This is a genomic window from Pseudooceanicola onchidii, assembly GCF_004959925.1.
Lineage (GTDB): Bacteria > Pseudomonadota > Alphaproteobacteria > Rhodobacterales > Rhodobacteraceae > Pseudooceanicola > Pseudooceanicola onchidii.
Genome location: NZ_SPUW01000003.1, coordinates 459,400 through 474,198 on the forward strand (window position 1 = coordinate 459,400; position 14,799 = coordinate 474,198).

General features: G+C 66.5%; 16 protein-coding genes and 1 tRNA gene. 10 read left to right on the plus strand and 7 right to left on the minus strand.

Annotated features, from left to right (window positions below; genetic code table 11):
- The first annotated feature begins 50 nt into the window (after positions 1 to 50).
- From E4S58_RS15210 to E4S58_RS15225, 4 genes are all read left to right on the plus strand, one after another.
- Positions 51 to 419, plus strand: a complete 369-nt coding sequence (locus tag E4S58_RS15210; RefSeq protein ID WP_136637298.1) for a response regulator transcription factor — start codon at positions 51 to 53, stop codon at positions 417 to 419.
- Positions 416 to 709 carry a hypothetical protein gene (locus tag E4S58_RS15215; protein ID WP_136637299.1) on the plus strand — a complete coding sequence of 98 codons (294 nt, stop codon included), beginning with the start codon at positions 416 to 418 and terminating at the stop codon, positions 707 to 709. The genes E4S58_RS15210 and E4S58_RS15215 overlap by 4 nt, the downstream gene beginning before the upstream one ends.
- Positions 709 to 3,390 carry an ATP-binding protein gene (locus tag E4S58_RS15220; RefSeq protein ID WP_136637300.1) on the plus strand — a complete coding sequence of 894 codons (2,682 nt, stop codon included), beginning with the start codon at positions 709 to 711 and terminating at the stop codon, positions 3,388 to 3,390. The genes E4S58_RS15215 and E4S58_RS15220 overlap by 1 nt, the downstream gene beginning before the upstream one ends.
- Before the next feature lie 161 nt (positions 3,391 to 3,551).
- Positions 3,552 to 4,649, plus strand: coding sequence for a FliM/FliN family flagellar motor switch protein (locus E4S58_RS15225; protein ID WP_169052685.1), 1,098 nt, complete (start codon positions 3,552 to 3,554; stop codon positions 4,647 to 4,649).
- A gap of 73 nt (positions 4,650 to 4,722) precedes the next feature.
- On the opposite strand, the gene E4S58_RS15230 is transcribed toward E4S58_RS15225, so the two are convergent.
- The 4 genes from E4S58_RS15230 to E4S58_RS15245 form a co-directional block, all read right to left on the minus strand.
- Positions 4,723 to 5,142 (minus strand): protein tyrosine phosphatase family protein, encoded by a 420-nt coding sequence (locus E4S58_RS15230; RefSeq protein WP_136637302.1) that lies wholly within the window; start codon positions 5,140 to 5,142, stop codon positions 4,723 to 4,725.
- Positions 5,143 to 5,152: 10 nt separating this feature from the next.
- On the minus strand, positions 5,153 to 5,587 hold the full coding sequence (locus tag E4S58_RS15235) for a DUF6691 family protein (RefSeq protein ID WP_136637303.1): 435 nt from the start codon (positions 5,585 to 5,587) through the stop codon (positions 5,153 to 5,155).
- Entirely contained in the window at positions 5,587 to 6,012 is a 426-nt protein-coding gene (locus tag E4S58_RS15240) for a YeeE/YedE family protein (protein ID WP_136637304.1), read from the minus strand. The genes E4S58_RS15235 and E4S58_RS15240 overlap by 1 nt, the downstream gene beginning before the upstream one ends.
- Positions 6,013 to 6,084: 72 nt before the next feature.
- The gene (locus tag E4S58_RS15245; RefSeq protein WP_136637305.1) at positions 6,085 to 6,948 is read right to left on the minus strand and encodes an MBL fold metallo-hydrolase; all 864 of its coding nucleotides are present in this window, start codon (positions 6,946 to 6,948) and stop codon (positions 6,085 to 6,087) included.
- A 344-nt stretch (positions 6,949 to 7,292) separates the two neighbouring features.
- Between E4S58_RS15245 and E4S58_RS15250 the strand changes: the two genes are divergently transcribed.
- Positions 7,293 to 7,508, plus strand: coding sequence for a hypothetical protein (locus E4S58_RS15250; RefSeq protein WP_136637306.1), 216 nt, complete (start codon positions 7,293 to 7,295; stop codon positions 7,506 to 7,508).
- Positions 7,509 to 7,682: 174 nt separating this feature from the next.
- Positions 7,683 to 9,713 carry an enoyl-CoA hydratase-related protein gene (locus E4S58_RS15255; RefSeq protein ID WP_136637307.1) on the plus strand — a complete coding sequence of 677 codons (2,031 nt, stop codon included), beginning with the start codon at positions 7,683 to 7,685 and terminating at the stop codon, positions 9,711 to 9,713.
- A gap of 3 nt (positions 9,714 to 9,716) precedes the next feature.
- Here E4S58_RS15255 and E4S58_RS15260 read toward each other — a convergent pair whose 3' ends face one another.
- Positions 9,717 to 9,932: a hypothetical protein gene (locus E4S58_RS15260; RefSeq protein WP_136637308.1), complete on the minus strand. Its 216-nt coding sequence runs from the start codon at positions 9,930 to 9,932 to the stop codon at positions 9,717 to 9,719.
- Positions 9,933 to 10,065: 133 nt separating this feature from the next.
- On the opposite strand from E4S58_RS15260, the gene E4S58_RS15265 reads away from it, so the two are divergent.
- On the plus strand, positions 10,066 to 10,344 hold the full coding sequence (locus E4S58_RS15265; RefSeq protein ID WP_205965397.1) for a DUF2312 domain-containing protein: 279 nt from the start codon (positions 10,066 to 10,068) through the stop codon (positions 10,342 to 10,344).
- A 92-nt stretch (positions 10,345 to 10,436) separates the two neighbouring features.
- Here the strand turns inward: E4S58_RS15265 and E4S58_RS15270 are convergent, their stop codons facing one another.
- Positions 10,437 to 11,318, minus strand: a complete 882-nt coding sequence (locus E4S58_RS15270) for a hypothetical protein (protein WP_136637309.1) — start codon at positions 11,316 to 11,318, stop codon at positions 10,437 to 10,439.
- Positions 11,319 to 11,407: 89 nt separating this feature from the next.
- On the opposite strand from E4S58_RS15270, the gene E4S58_RS15275 reads away from it, so the two are divergent.
- Together E4S58_RS15275 and E4S58_RS15280 are read left to right on the plus strand one after the other, a co-directional pair.
- The gene (locus E4S58_RS15275) at positions 11,408 to 13,093 is read left to right on the plus strand and encodes an ABC transporter permease (RefSeq protein WP_136637310.1); all 1,686 of its coding nucleotides are present in this window, start codon (positions 11,408 to 11,410) and stop codon (positions 13,091 to 13,093) included.
- Between the two features lie 41 nt (positions 13,094 to 13,134).
- Positions 13,135 to 13,210, plus strand: a tRNA-Thr gene (locus E4S58_RS15280).
- A 55-nt stretch (positions 13,211 to 13,265) separates the two neighbouring features.
- On the opposite strand, the gene E4S58_RS17945 is transcribed toward E4S58_RS15280, so the two are convergent.
- The gene (locus E4S58_RS17945; RefSeq protein WP_169052686.1) at positions 13,266 to 13,430 is read right to left on the minus strand and encodes a hypothetical protein; all 165 of its coding nucleotides are present in this window, start codon (positions 13,428 to 13,430) and stop codon (positions 13,266 to 13,268) included.
- Between the two features lie 220 nt (positions 13,431 to 13,650).
- Here E4S58_RS17945 and E4S58_RS15285 point away from each other — a divergent pair, with 220 nt between their 5' ends.
- The gene (locus tag E4S58_RS15285) at positions 13,651 to 14,793 is read left to right on the plus strand and encodes a zinc-binding dehydrogenase (protein ID WP_136637311.1); all 1,143 of its coding nucleotides are present in this window, start codon (positions 13,651 to 13,653) and stop codon (positions 14,791 to 14,793) included.
- Positions 14,794 to 14,799 lie beyond the last annotated feature (6 nt).

The window sequence follows — 14,799 nt, forward strand, 5'->3', positions numbered from 1 at the left end:
GGTTGACCCACCACGGGTAACCGGGGTTTCGTGCCGTAGGGGGAGACGGGATGGACAAGACGGTTCTGGTCATCGAGGACGAACCAAACATCATCGAGGCGATCAGCTTTATCCTGTCGCGGGATGGCTGGCGGGTGGCGACCCATTCCAACGGGGTGGATGCCGTGTCGGCGGTCGGCGCGCGCAAGCCCGACCTCGTGATTTTGGACGTGATGCTGCCGGGGCGGTCGGGCTATGACATCCTGCGCGACCTGCGGGCCGCGACCGAGACGGCCGATCTGCCGGTGCTGATGCTGACCGCGCGCGGGCAGACCAAGGACCGCGAGATGGCCGAATCGCTTGGCGCCAGCCGGTTCATGGCCAAGCCCTTCTCGAACTCCGAAGTGCTGGAGGCCGTCCGGGACCTCGTCCGGCCATGAGCGATCTGCGCAATCGCCTGTTCCTGGGGCGCGGCAGTTACCGCCAGCGGCGGCTTGCGGATGCGGCGCGTCTGATGCCGATCCTGGGCGGCGTGCTGCTGATGCTGCCACTGCTCTGGCCGCGTCAGGGCATCGGCGAGGCGTCCGAGGTGCCGCCGACCTCCTCTGCGATGATCTATATCTTCGGGGTCTGGGTGGCGCTGGTGCTGGCCTCTCTCTACCTGTCGCACAACCTGGACCCCACAGAAACAGAGGCGCGGGGGGATGACGACCCGTCGCGGGGCGGCTGATGGCGTCGCTGAACCTGCTGGTCTTCGTCTGCCTGGGCTACGTGGCGGTGCTGTTCCTGGTGGCCTTCGGGGCGGAACGCGCGGCGATGCGGGGGCAGGCGGCCTGGTTGCGATCCCCCATGGTCTACACGCTGTCGCTGTCGATCTACTGCACGGCCTGGACCTTTTACGGGGCGGTCGGCTATGCGGCGCGGTCGGGGATGGAGTACCTGACGATCTACATCGGCCCGTCGCTGATGATGATCGGCTGGTTCTGGGCGGTGCGCAAGCTGGTGCGGATCGGGCGCAGCCAGAACATCACCTCGATCGCCGACCTGATCTCGTCGCGCTATGGCAAGTCGACGCTGCTGGGGGTGCTGGTGACCGGCCTCGCCGTGGTCGGCACGACCCCCTATATCGCGCTTCAACTTCAGTCCGTAACCCTTTCCGTGGCCAGCTTTTCCGTCGCCGACGCCACGGTGCGCCCGCTGGATGACCAGAACTCTACCGCGCTGTGGGTGGCCGTGGGGCTGGCGTTCTTCACCGTGCTCTTCGGCACGCGCAACCTGGATGCCAACGAACGCCACCACGGCGTCGTCATGGCCATCGCGGTCGAGGCGGTGGTGAAGCTTTTTGCACTGCTGGCAGTCGGGGTCTTCGTCGTCTGGGGGATCGGCGGCGGCATCGGGGCCACGATGGACCGGATCGACGCGTCCTCCCTTGGGGACTGGCAGGTGCAGCCTGACCGCTGGATGGCGCTGTCGGCGCTGTCGGCGGCGGCCTTCCTGTGCCTGCCGCGGATGTTCCAGGTCTTGGTGGTCGAGAACGAGGACGAACGCCACCTGCGCACCGCCGCCTGGGCCTTCCCGCTGTACCTGCTGGCCATGTCGCTGTTCGTCGTGCCGATCGCGGTCGTGGGGCTGGACCTGATGCCCGCGGGCACGAACCCCGACCTTTTCGTGCTGTCGGTGCCGCTGGCCGAGGGGCGCAACGGGCTGGCGCTTCTGTCTTTCCTGGGGGGCTTTTCCTCGGCCACGTCGATGGTCATCGTCGCCTCGATCGCGCTGTCGACCATGGTGTCGAACCACATCGTCATGCCGATCTGGCTGTCGCGGCAGCAGGCGGGGGCGATGGTGTCTGGCGACGTGCGCAACATCGTCATCCTGTCGCGCCGGTTTTCCATCGTGGGGGTCCTGGCGCTTGGATACCTGTATTACCGCATCTCGGGCGGCAGCACGGCGCTGGCGGCGATCGGCCTGATCTCGTTCTCGGGGGTGGCGCAGTTCCTGCCCGCGCTGATCGGCGGCATCTTCTGGCGCGGCGCGAACCGGGTCGGTGCGCTGGCGGGGCTGGTGACGGGCGGCCTGGTCTGGCTTTGGTGCCTGTTCCTGCCCAGCTTCGGTCCCGACGTGGTGATCCCTGCGGGCACCATGGCCGAGGGGCCGTTTGGCATGGGGTGGCTGAAGCCCTATGCGCTGTTCGGCATCCCGGGGCTCGACCCGCTGGTGCACGGGGTCTTCTGGTCGCTGTCGCTGAATGCGTTGGTCTTCGTCACGGCCTCGGTCTTTACCTTCCCGACGCCGCTGGAACGGCTGCAGGGCGCGCAGTTCGTCAATGTCTTCGACCACACCGCCCCGACGCGGGGCTGGTCCGGGGGGATGGCGCAAAGCGAAGACCTGATGATCATGGCACAGCGCATCCTTGGCGCGACCGAGGCGCAGGACCTGTTCCGTCGCGCCGCCCTGGACCAGGGGCTTGAGGGGTACCTGCCCGAACCCACACCGGCCTTCCTGCTGCAGCTTGAGCGTGAACTGGCCGGGTCGGTCGGGGCCGCGACGGCGCATGCGATGATCGCGCAGATCACCGGGGGGGCCAATATCTCGGTCGAGGATCTGCTGGCCGTGGCGGATGAGACCGCGCAGATCATGGAACATTCCAGCCAGCTTGAGGCGAAATCAGCCGAGCTGACCCGCACCGCGCGACAGCTTCGCACGGCCAACGAAAAGCTGACCGCATTGTCGGTGCAGAAGGACGCGTTTCTCAGCCAGATCAGCCATGAATTGCGCACACCCATGACCTCGATCCGGGCGTTTTCGGAAATCCTGCGCGACGCCGAGGATCTGGAGGGCGAGGCCAAGGCGAAATACGCGGGCATCATCCACGGAGAGGCGATCCGCCTGACGCGACTTCTGGACGATCTGCTGGACCTGTCGGTTTTGGAAAATGGGCAGGTGCGGATGAATATCGCGCCGGGACGGCTGTCGGATTTCCTGGACCACGCGGTGGCGGCGACGGGGGCCGACCGGGGCAAGCTGCGCCTGCACCGCGAGGGGCGCGAGGATACGGTTCTGGTGACTGATGGCGACCGGCTGGCGCAGGTCTTCATCAACCTCATCGCGAATGCCCAGAAATACTGCGACGCGCCTGAGCCGACGCTGACCATCGGGGCGCGGGCGGTCGACGGGCTGCTGATGATCGATTTCGTCGACAACGGCACCGGGGTCGCGCCGGATCAGCAGGACATGATCTTCGAGAAATTCGCTCGCGTCGGCGAACAGCAGGCCGGTGGCGCGGGGCTGGGCCTTGCCATCTGTCGCGAGATCATGGCGCGCCTGGGCGGGTCGATCACCTATCTGCCGGGACAGCAGGGGGCCGCGTTCCGGGTCACCCTGCCGCTTCGGGATGCAATGGCCGCGCAATAGTCCGACGGCATGGTTTCGATAAAGAAGATGGTAACCATCCTTGACTAGTCTGCTCTCCAGTCAGTGGGGTCAGTGTGTCGGAGGCGATGGAAAGCGCTAGCCCAAAATCAATCTTGCGCCGCAAGGCAAGCGTGGCGAAGGAGGTCTGGCAGGCACGTGCGATGTCGCCAGCCAAGGCCCTTCGTCTGTCCATTGCCCGCGCCGCAGAGGACCTGTGGGATCTTCCCGCGGCGGCCAGCGGAATCTCGGTTTCCGAGGAAACGCTGGACGCGGCGGTCGAGTCGATTCCCGACGGCGGGCTGATCCTTCTGCTCGAAGGTCCTGAAGGGCTTGTCGGGGCGGCGCATCTGCCGTTTCCCCTGGTGGCGGGATTGGTCGAAGCACAGACGATTGGGCAGGTGGCGGCCAACGCGCCCGACACCCGGCGCGTGACCCGGACCGACGCCGCCATGGTCGCGCCGCTGATCGACGACATGCTGGAACGGTTCGAGGACCTGCTGGACGAAGGCGGTATCGCGCCCTGGGCGCGCGGCTTTCGCTTCGGCACGATGATGGACTCGGCGCGGATGCTGTCGCTGGCGCTGAAGGCCACGGATTTCCACGTGATCCGCTATTCGCTTGACCTGGCCGCGCGCCGCGAGGGCGAGGCGATGATCATGATGCCCGTCGTCGAAGAGGTCGCCATTGGACCGGTGGGCGGCGGCACGGATGTCTCAGGTGCGCTCGAGCCGCAGATATTGCAGGCCCCGACCGAATTGCGCGCGGTGCTGCATCGCGTGTCGATGCCACTGTCCGCCGTCAGCAAGCTTGAAGTCGGAGAGGTGCTGACCATCCCGCGGGATGCGCTGGCCCGGACCGAGGTCGAGGTCGGGCCGCAGACGGTGATCGGGACGACGAAACTGGGTCAGGTCAACGGGATGCGTGCGCTCCGCCTGCATCTGCCCGGCGCCCCCGAGGCGAGGATTGCGCAGATTGCGGGCGATGTCGCGCCGCCCGATGCCCCCGGGGCCGATCCTGTCGCGGTTTCCGCCGCTGCAAGACCCGCGCCCGAGCCGGAGCCCGACCCCGCGCCGCTGCCGCAGATCGACATCGGCGCGGTCGGGGCCGAGCCCGATTTCGCCCCGGCCCCCGTCGAACAGCAGGATGATCTGCTGGGGGACCTGCCGGATCTTGGGGATCTGCCGGGCATGGACGACGACGAGGATGACCTACCTGACCTGGGCGCGATGCCTATGGCGACCCTGCCGATCATCGACTGAGCTTGGGTCCAAAGAAAAACCGGCCACAGCGCGGCCGGTTTCAGAACGTCGGATCGTCGGTCGGACGGGCCTGTCAGCCCTGTTCCAGCCGGGGGCGCAGACCCGACAGGTCATAGCCTGCCTCGGCGGCGGTCTTCAGGATCTCGTCTGCCGACATCCCCTCGGCCGCGCGGGCCAGGGACCAGATCACCGTGCTGCGGGTGCCCGAAGCGCAATAGGCCAGCGTCGGTCCATCGGATCCGGTGACCGCGGCATCCTGCCGGGCGATGTTGTCCGGCGTCATCGTCTGATGGGTCAGCGGGATGACCACGAAGTCGAGCCCCGCAGCCTTCGCGGCCTCGGCCATGGCGGCAGCCTGCCAATCCGGCGGATTTTCCTCGTCCGGGCGGTTGCAGATCACGGTGGTGAAGCCGTGGGCGCGGATGGCCTCCATATCCTCGGGCGCGATTTGCGGCGAGACGGAGTAGCGGGGGGTGACCTGACGTATTTGCATGACGCTAGCCTTATTCTGCGGGAACAGCCCTGTCCAGTCGCGCCTTCACGCCGGGCGCCAGCAGCATTCCGCCCGCCATGGCCGCGACGAAGACGATGCCAGACACGCCACCGAAGGACAGCGAGGCGATGGCCGGCCCGGGGCACAGCCCGGCCAGGCCCCAGCCCATCCCGAACAGCACCGACCCGATGACCAGACGACGGTCAATCTCGGGCATGGGGGCAGGGGGGAACTGGCCGCCAGACACCGGCCGCCGCGCCACGCGGGTCAGCCGCCAGGCGATGGTCATCGGAATGATCGCGCCACCCATGACGAAGGCCAGCGTCGGGTCCCAGTTGCCGAAGACGTCCAGCCAGCCCTGCACCTTGGTGGTGTCGGTCATGCCGGACAGATACAGGCCCGTGCCAAACAGCGCGCCCGAGATCAGAGAGATGAGAAGCGACATCAGATCACCCCCAGGATATGGCGGAACAGGACCATCGAAAGGCCGCCCGCGAGAATGTAGAAGACCGTGGCGATGATGCCCCGGAACGAGAACCGGGAAATCCCGCAGACCCCGTGGCCGGATGTGCAGCCATTGGCGATCCGCGTGCCGAGGCCGACAAGAAGCCCCGCGGCGATCAGGATGACCCAGTTTCCGGTGGCGTTTGTTTCGGGCGTGCCCACGAAGGGCATCGCGAGCAACGGCATCAGGAAAACCCCGGCGAGGAAGACCACGCGGTCCCACTTGTCGCCGAAGCCCGATCCGTCGACGAGCCCGCCGATGATGCCCGAAGCCCCCATGATGCGGCCGTTGCCCAGAAGCAGGACGGCGCCGCCCAGGCCGATCAGCAGTCCGCCGATCAGGCCCATGATCCAGTCAGGTTGCATGTGCGTTTCCTTGAAGTCCTGGTGGTGGTTGACCCCGTCCGGCGGTTCGCGCGCCGGGCAGGGCGGGTGCGGTCAAAGCTTGTTGACCGGCACCTTGAGATAGACGTCGCCCTTTTCATCCGCCGGCGGCATCTGGCCCGCGCGCATGTTGACCTGCAGCGACGGGATGATGAGCTTGGGCATTGCCAGCGTCGCGTCGCGCGCGTCGCGCATCTTGACGAAATCCTCGGCGGATTTGCCGCTGCCGACGTGGATGTTCAGGGCCTTCTGTTCGCCGACGGTGGTTTCCCAGGCATATTCGTCGCGACCCGGGGCCTTGTAGTCGTGGCCCACGAAGATCCGGGTCTCGTCCGGCAGGGCCAGGATCTTCTGGATCGACGAGAACAGCATCTCGGACGAGCCGCCGGGGAAGTCGCAGCGCGCGGTGCCGAAATCGGGCATGAACAGCGTATCGCCCACAAAAGCGGCATCGCCCACGACATAGGTCAGGCAGGCGGGCGTGTGGCCGGGCGTATGCAGCACATCGACGCGCATCTGGCCGATGTGCACGCTGTCGCCTTCGACGAACAGCTTGTCGAACTGTGACCCGTCACGCTGGAATTCGGTGCCTTCGTTGAAGACCTTGCCGAAGGTGTCCTGCACGATCTTGATATTGTCGCCGATACCGATCTGGCCGCCCAGCTTGTCCTGGATATAGGGCGCGGCGGACAGGTGGTCGGCGTGGACGTGGCTTTCCAGAAGCCACTGAACCTCGTACCCTTTTTCCCGAACGAAGGCGATGATCGCATCGGCAGACCGGGTGTCGGTGCGGCCCGAGGCGTAGTCGAAGTCCAGCACGCTGTCGACCACGGCGCAGGCGCTGCCCTGGGGGTCGCGGACGACATAGGAAATCGTGTTGGTCGCTTCGTCGAAGAAGGCTGTGACTTCGGGTGACATGGGACTCTCCTGCTTGCTTCGGTATACATATAGCAATTTACGAATGTATTGCAAGCCCCGTTGTGACGGGCCGTGCGATGGGGCTTTGCGCGGCCCGATCGGCGGCCTGCCGCCGCCCGTTTGCCAATGATTAGGCATGCAGCTGCAAAAACGGTGGATAACCGCAATCCGCGTTTGGACTCTGTCCTCCGCTTCGCTAAAGTGACGTTACGTCGCACGCCCTTCGGGAGGACGGGTGCGTGGCGGTTCCGACACGACGTCGGCTTGCCTGCAAGGGGGCAGCGGGCCGTTGCCGGGATGGCAGGGATGCCACCCCATGGGAACCTATCGGGAGGAGACCGATCATGACGACCGAAGAACTCGACTTTGAAACCCGTCGGCTGATAGCGGACATTGCAAATCAGGTTCCGGGAAAGCGGCACAAGGATCTGGACCGCGTGCATAAGGTCATGGCGGCCTATTCCCGCGCCGGTCGTGCCAGCCCCGTGACCCTGCGTCGCCTGCTTGATGAACTGACCGACGAAGCCGTCGAAGCCCGGTTCGAGAACATGCCCGTCTGACACAATTCCGAACGCCCTTGGGTTCACGTCGACGTGGATTCAGGATCTTGTTGGGGTATACTGCATGGAATGGGCATATGTTGTGTCCATCCCGACGAAGAATCGCCGGGCGTATGAGTTGCCTCCAAGCTGGCGCCAGACCGGCAAGGCAGAGGAACATCGGGAATCCGTTTCATGGCCTTTGAGGTCGTCGTCACCGGTGCGAGCAGGATCGCCGTCATCCGGATCGTGAATCCGCCGGTCAACGCGGTATCGGCGCCCGTGCGCCGCATGCTGGTTGAAGCGTTCGAGGCGGTTGAAGCCGACGATACGATCAAGGCCGTGGTGCTGTGTGGCGCGGGTCGGCATTTCGCCTCGGGCATCCCGCTTGGCGAAGTGGATCGGGGGATCGAGCTGCCCAGCCTGGGCGAGGTCTGCCAACGCATCGAAATGGCGTCGAAACCGGTGGTCGCCCTGATGGACGGCCACGTCGCCGCAGCGGGGCTTGAGATCGCGCTGGCTGCCCATGCTCGTGTCACGACCGAGGTGGCAAAACTGGGGATGCCGGATTTTCGCCTGGGCCTGTCGCCTGGGGGCGGGGCCACGCAACGGCTGCCGCGCCTGATCGGGGCAGGTGGCGCGCTTGAGATGCTGCTTGAGGCCGAGCCGCATTTTGCCCCGTCATCGATCTGCGCGCCGCTGATCGACCGGCTGGTCAAGGGGTCGGCGGCGATGGAGGATGCGCTGCGCCTTGCCGCCGAGCTGGCCGAGACGGGCCAATGGGTCCGCACCCGCGACCGCCATGACGGGTTGGGCGATCCGATCACCTTCCAGCGTCACGTCAAATCGTGGCGCGACCGGTTCGCCGATGTGCGCGACGACACGGTCACCCGCATCATCGAAGCGGTCGAGGCTGCGCAATTGCTGCCGTTCGAGGCCGGGCTGGCGATGGAAAGCGCGTGTTTCCAGGATCTTCTGCAGTCGCCCCGGTCGAAGGGCCTGCGCCGGTCGCGGCATGCGGAACAGCAGTCGAACCGGCTGACTGCCGTGCCGGGGCCGCAGATTTCGCGGATCGCGGTCATGGGGCAGGCGTCGGGCATGATCCGCACCGGCGGCGCGGCGCTTTTCAGTGGCGCGCACGTGGTGATGTACGATCCCGATCCGGCCTGTGCCGCGCAGGCGCGTGACGATCTTCTGGCGCGGTCCCGGACGGCGCTGGCGGCACGCGGGGCCTCGGCCATCAGCGCCGCGGCAGACCGGCTGAGCGCGGCGCGTGCCCCCTCGGATCTGGCATCCGCGCAGGTGATCTTCCTGACCCAGACCGCATCGGCCGAAAAGCTGACCGAGGACCTGACACGGATTGCCGATCACGTGGCGGCCGACGCGGTGATCCTGTGCCAGACCGAACTGCCGGACGTGCCGTCGCTGGCGCCCGCGCGTTTGCTGGGCCGGGTCTTCGGCCTGGCCATGGCCGATCGCAATTTCCCGGCCCGCGCGGCCGAGGTGTCGGCCCCAGAAGACGCGCTGCGCCCGGCCCTGGCCACCGCCCAGGCGGCGCTGTGGAGGCTGAACCGGCTGGTCCTGCGCGGCGTGGCGGGGCGATCGATGATGACGCCCGCGCTGTTCGACACGATCATGTCGGCCGCCGATGCGCTGGTGCGCCACGGCGTGGCGCCCAGCCGGATCGAAAAGGTGATGCTGGCACATGGGTTCGCACGCGGCCCCTACGGGTTGCTTCTGCAAGCCAGCAGCGCGGCCTACCTGACCCGCACCCTGTCGCGGCGGTCGCGCATGGGGCTGTCACACCGCATCCTGGCCGAAGGCATCGCGCCCATGTCCGAGGGACGGACCAGCCTGACGCTGGATTACGTCGCGACCGAAATGGTCGAAGTCGGGGGCACGCCGCCGGATGATGCCATGGTGATCGGCGCCATGACGGCGGCGCTGGCCAACACGGGCTGTCGACTTCTGGCCGAGGGGGCAGCGTTCCGCCCGATGCTGATCGATGCGCTGATGCTGCACGGCTTCGGCTATCCCCGTGCGCAGGGCGGCCCGATGGCCGAGGCCGACATGACTGGGCTGGCCAACGTGCTGGACCGGTGCCGACGGTTCGAAAACCTGGACGCGCAGGTTTGGACGCCGCACCCGATGCTGCGGGATTTCGTCACCAACGGGCTGAATTTTCTGGACCTCGACCAGAGCGACCCGGGTGTCCGCGCCGCCTGATCCTCAGCCCAGGAAGATCCCCAGGATCACCATCATCAGGCCGATCACCGACAGGAACAGTGCCGCAAGGTTTATCGGCACCACCTTGGCCACGGCGGCGCGCAGGGCGTCGTCGTCCGCTGCGGTCTTCTTGGCCTTGAGCACGCGCAGGATGCAGTAGACCAGCCCACACAGCCCCGCGACCGAAATCGCCGCGCCGATCCAGATAAGCGTTTCCATGCTGTGGTCCCTTTCCGATGCCCCAAGCTTGCCGCGCCCCGCCTAAGCCATCGCCGCCCGCTTGCCAAGTCCCGGCCCGGGCGCTAGTCAGAGGGCCTTCCAGGGCGATGCAGTGAGAGCAGGAGCAAGGCCAATGACCGACAGTCCCGACGTGATGGAATCCAGTGCCGAGGCGAACTACCGAGTGACAGCCGGAGAGCTGCGCCAGTTCATCGAACGGATCGAACGGCTGGATGCCGAGAAAAAGGACCTCGCCGAACAGCAGAAAGAGGTCATGGCCGAAGCCAAGGCGCGCGGCTACGACACCAAGGTGATGCGCAAGGTGATCGCGCTGCGCAAGCGCGACAAGGACGACATCGCCGAGGAAGAGGCGGTTCTTGAGATGTACAAGGAAGCGCTCGGGATGACCTGAGCGTCCTGAGCGACCTCAGTGACGGGGCCGGCCGGAAGGTCGGCCTTTTCTTTTGGGGCAGGGCGAAGCTGGGTCAGGACGGCCCGCGCAGCCTAGCCCAGGGGCGTCAGCAGGCGCACGCCGTCGATCTTCGCGATGGCTTCCGCGTCTTCCTCGTAGGCGTCGGTCAGGTATTCGAAGACCTCGATCGGCCAGTCGGGCAACTCCAGATCCTCCTCGACCTTGTCCTCGATCGCGTATTTCTTGAGGAACGCGGTCATGGCGCGCTGTTTCTGCGCCTCGGTCATGGTGGGGTTCTGGGCGAAATAGGCGCGGAAGCGTTTCATCCCCTCGGTCGACATGATGTCGGACAGAAGATCGAACGCCCCCTTCAGCTTCGCGTTCTCGGGCAGGCCCGCCATGGTGCGGATCAGGTGCCCGAAGATCAGCGGGCTGTCTTCGTTGCTCCAGACGGTGATCGGCACCTCGGGCTCGGCCGCGCGCAGGCGGGTGATCAGGTGCGACCAGCGCAGTGTGCCGGGGTCGGTCTGGTTCAGCAGCACCTCGAACGGGGCCTTGTTGGCCGTGGCATGGATCGCGGGAATGAAGGTGCCCGGATCGCGGATGGCCAGGAACAGCTCGATCTCGCAATCGGGCAGAAGCTGGCGCAGGGCGCCGACCCGGTCCTCGGCCTCGGGGTAGAACTGGCCCTGCTGCATGGTCATGCGCGGCGTGCCGAAGAAATTGTCGTTGGTCAGGATGATCCTGTCGGCCTCGTCCTGCTGCAGGATGGTGTCCAGCAGGACCTCCTGGCTGTCCTCGGCAGGGGCGCTGCGGTCCAGCGCATGGATCGCCTCGCGCAGCAAGACCGTATAGTTCGACTGCGGCGGGACAGAGATGCGGTCGGCCAGGAAATCGGGGCGGTTGCGCAGCAACGTGCGGGCGATGCGCCCTTCGTCCGTGCAATGGGCCCCGGCGTGCAGGACGATTTTCATGGCCAGCCTCCTTGATCGGTCAGCATTCCGGGATCGGAATATAGGGGATCGTCTGGACAGTAAAACATGTTTCGGGCAGGAGGCTTGGCATGACAGATCTCACCTCAGCCTCGCGGCGCGGATATCGGGTGCGGATGCCGTCGGCCTGGTCCGTCGGCGCCGTGGTGATTGCCGCCGTGGTTCTGGGCCCCGTGCTGGCGGTGGTCTGGATCGCGCTGGCGCCGGTCGTGGCGGGCAACGGCGGGGGCACGTGGGGGCAGTTGTGGGCGACGACGCTGCCGCGCTATCTCTCTACCACGATCAAGTTGATGTTTGGTGTAGGGCTGCTGACGGCGATGGTCGGCACGGGTGCCGCCTGGCTGATCGCGCGCTACCGCTTTCCCGGCGCGCGCTGGATCGAATGGGCGCTGCTGATGCCATTGGCGGTGCCGGCCTACGTGGGGGCCTATGCGCTGGTCGATTTCCTGGAATACGCGGGGCCGGTGCAGACCTTCCTGCGCGGTGTCTTCGGCTGGCAGACCGCCCGGGATTACTGGTTCCCCGAGATCCGGTCGCTTGGCGCGGCGATCCTGGTGCTGGCGGCCGCGCTTTATCCCTACGTCTACCTGCTGACCCGCGCGGCGCTGCGCGAACAGTCGGGCGGGGGCGAAGAGGTCGCGATGTCCCTGGGCGTCGGCCCGTTCCGCCGGTTCTGGCGCGTCGGCCTGCCGCTGGCGCGCCCGGCGATCGCCGCGGGCGTGGCCATCGTGATGATGGAATCGGTCAACGATTTCGGCACGGTGGACTATTTCGCCGTGCAGACGCTGACGACCGGCATCTTCACCACCTGGCTCGAGGCGAACTCGGCCTCGGGTGCTGCGCAGATCGCCGGCGTGGTGCTGGCGCTGGTGGTCGCCCTGGTGCTGATCGAAAAGGCCTCGCGCCGCCGGTCACGGTTCTACATGCTGTCCAGCCGCCACCGCCCCGTCACCAAGCGCGACCTGACCGGGGTCGGCGGATGGGTGGCGACGGCGCTGTGCCTGGTGCCGATCCTGATGGGCTTCGTGTTGCCTGCGGGCGTCATCCTGAACCACGCCCTGGGCCAGGCCGAGCTCTGGGCCGATCCCGCGCTTCTGCTGGCGCTGTGGCACACGCTGGCGGTCGGAGGGATCGCGGCGGTCGTGACGGTGCTGGCGGCGGTTTTCCTTGTCTACGGCGTGCGCCTGTCGGGGCGGGCGCTGCCGCGACGGCTGATGCCACTGACAACCATCGGCTACGCCGCGCCGGGCGCGGTGCTGGGGGTCGGCATCCTGATCCCGCTGGCCCGCGCCGATCATGCGCTGGCCGACGGAATCGAGGCGCTGACCGGCACCGACATCGGCCTGATCCTGACGGGATCGGCCTTTGCGCTTGTGCTGGCCTATTCGGTGCGATTCTTCGCCATTGCGCAGGGCGCGGCGGATGCTGCCTTTGGCCGGGTCTCTCCGTCGTTGCCGCTGGCGGCCCGGTCGCTTGGGCGTACCAAGGGGCAGGTGCTGCGCGCGATCTATGCTCCGCTGGTCCGGGGCACGCTGGCTTCGGCGCTGCTGCTGGTCTTTGTCGACTGCGTGAAGGAACTGCCCGCGACCCTGCTGCTGCGCCCGTTCAACTATGACACGCTGGCCACCCGGGTGCACGAGCAGGCCAGCCTTGAACAGCTGTCCCGCGCGGCACCGGGGGCGGTGATGATCATGCTGGTCGGCCTTGTCGCGGTCGCCTTCCTGGCCCGCGCCAATCACAACGCGGAAACCGCTTGATCGCCCGAAGCCTTGCGCGTAGACACGCGCCACCATGGAATGCCCCTATAGCTCAGCTGGTAGAGCAACTGATTTGTAATCAGTAGGTCCGCGGTTCGAGTCCGTGTGGGGGCACCATGGCTTTCCGGCCTTGGCAAGATCCGGTGCTCTCCCCCATATAGCCCGTCTTCTCTCAGTCCTTCTTGTTCTTCTCGGCAGCCGCTTTCATGCGGGCCAGAAGCTCGGCCTTGGGTTGCTGCTGGCCGAAGGGGTTCTTGCGCGATCCCTTGGCGTTGTGTTCCGAATGGCGGGGTTTGTTCTTGCCCTTTTGCGGGGCGCCCGATTTGCCGTAATCCATCTGTCTGTCCCGAAGTCGGTTGATCTGCGCCTGTCATGCCGGCATTTCCCGCGTCGCCGCAAGAGGCAGGTGAGGTCGCGGCCCCGCGCGATCGGCAGATGTCTGCCCCGCATATCGGCGCCAACGGACATCTATGGTATACCATTGCCAGCACCTTCGGTCTTTGCCTATGGTTTCCCAGGAGAAGCGGGAGGAGGAGCCCGCGTCGAGGGAGGACATCATGACAGTAACGTGCAAGGGGCTTGTTCTGCGCGAACTGGGGCTGCCTGCGCCCTATGCGGACAGCCGACCGCTGAAGCTGGAAACCGTGACGCTGGCATCGCCGAAGCCCACGGATCTTGTGGTCAAGGTGCGCGGCGGGGGGCTGTGCCATTCGGACCTGTCGGTGATCAACGGATCGCGCGGACGGATGGTGCCGATGCTGCTGGGCCACGAAGGCGCGGGCGAGGTGGTCGAGATCGGGGCCGGGATCGACGACGTGAAGGTCGGCGACAAGGTGGTATTCCAATTCGCGCCGTCCTGCGGGCGATGCGAGATGTGCCAGTCGGGGCGGCCGCAGATCTGCAGCGCCGCCGCCAAGGCCCGGGCCGAGGGCGGGCTGCTGTCGGGCGGCACGCGGATCACCGACGAAGACGGCGCGCCGATGTATCACCACACCGGGATCTCGTGCTTTGCCGAATATGCCGTGGTCAACCGGGGGTCGGTCGTGGTGGTGGATGACCCGATCTCGATGGTGGATGCGGCGGTCTTCGGCTGCGCGGTGATGACCGGCACGGGGGCGGTGATGAACACCGCGAAGATCCAGCCGGGCGAAACCGTTGCGATCTTCGGGTTGGGCGGCGTGGGCCTGTGCGGGATCATGGGGGCGAAGGCCTCGGGCGCCGAGGTGGTGATCGGGGTCGATCTGGAAGAGACCAAGCGCACCAAGGCGCTTGAGCTGGGGGCGACCCATGTCTTCGACGCCCGCGATCCCGAGCTGGCGACCAAGGTGGCCGATCTGACCCGGGGCGGCGTCGATTGCGCGGTCGAACTGGCGGGCGCGGTCGCGGCGATGAACGGCGCCTATGCGGTGTTGCGTCGGGGCGGGCGGCTGGTCACGGCGGGGCTGTCGCCGGCGGGGGCGCAGTTCGGCTTTGAACACGCGGACCTCGTCAGCAACGAAAAGGCGGTGATCGGGTCCTACATGGGATCGTCGGTGCCGGTGCGTGACATCCCGCGGTTCCTGCGGATGTTCCATGCCGGGCAGCTGCCGGTGGATAGCCTGATCGACGGCTATCTTGGTTTTGACGAGGTGAACGCCGGTTTCGACAAATTGAACGAGGGCAAGGCCTTGCGCCAGATCCTCGCCCCACATGGCACCTGAGGAGAC

Coding starts and splice junctions, on each gene's coding strand:
- E4S58_RS15285 (WP_136637311.1), top strand. CDS start 13,651: ATGACAGTAACGTGCAAGGGGCTTGTTCTGCGCGAACTGGGGCTGCCT.
- E4S58_RS17945 (WP_169052686.1), bottom strand. CDS start 13,430: ATGGATTACGGCAAATCGGGCGCCCCGCAAAAGGGCAAGAACAAACCC.
- E4S58_RS15230 (WP_136637302.1), bottom strand. CDS start 5,142: ATGCAAATACGTCAGGTCACCCCCCGCTACTCCGTCTCGCCGCAAATC.
- E4S58_RS15260 (WP_136637308.1), bottom strand. CDS start 9,932: ATGGAAACGCTTATCTGGATCGGCGCGGCGATTTCGGTCGCGGGGCTG.
- E4S58_RS15250 (WP_136637306.1), top strand. CDS start 7,293: ATGACGACCGAAGAACTCGACTTTGAAACCCGTCGGCTGATAGCGGAC.
- E4S58_RS15215 (WP_136637299.1), top strand. CDS start 416: ATGAGCGATCTGCGCAATCGCCTGTTCCTGGGGCGCGGCAGTTACCGC.
- E4S58_RS15235 (WP_136637303.1), bottom strand. CDS start 5,587: ATGTCGCTTCTCATCTCTCTGATCTCGGGCGCGCTGTTTGGCACGGGC.
- E4S58_RS15210 (WP_136637298.1), top strand. CDS start 51: ATGGACAAGACGGTTCTGGTCATCGAGGACGAACCAAACATCATCGAG.
- E4S58_RS15245 (WP_136637305.1), bottom strand. CDS start 6,948: ATGTCACCCGAAGTCACAGCCTTCTTCGACGAAGCGACCAACACGATT.
- E4S58_RS15225 (WP_169052685.1), top strand. CDS start 3,552: ATGTCGCCAGCCAAGGCCCTTCGTCTGTCCATTGCCCGCGCCGCAGAG.
- E4S58_RS15255 (WP_136637307.1), top strand. CDS start 7,683: ATGGCCTTTGAGGTCGTCGTCACCGGTGCGAGCAGGATCGCCGTCATC.
- E4S58_RS15265 (WP_205965397.1), top strand. CDS start 10,066: ATGACCGACAGTCCCGACGTGATGGAATCCAGTGCCGAGGCGAACTAC.
- E4S58_RS15240 (WP_136637304.1), bottom strand. CDS start 6,012: ATGCAACCTGACTGGATCATGGGCCTGATCGGCGGACTGCTGATCGGC.
- E4S58_RS15270 (WP_136637309.1), bottom strand. CDS start 11,318: ATGAAAATCGTCCTGCACGCCGGGGCCCATTGCACGGACGAAGGGCGC.
- E4S58_RS15275 (WP_136637310.1), top strand. CDS start 11,408: ATGACAGATCTCACCTCAGCCTCGCGGCGCGGATATCGGGTGCGGATG.
- E4S58_RS15220 (WP_136637300.1), top strand. CDS start 709: ATGGCGTCGCTGAACCTGCTGGTCTTCGTCTGCCTGGGCTACGTGGCG.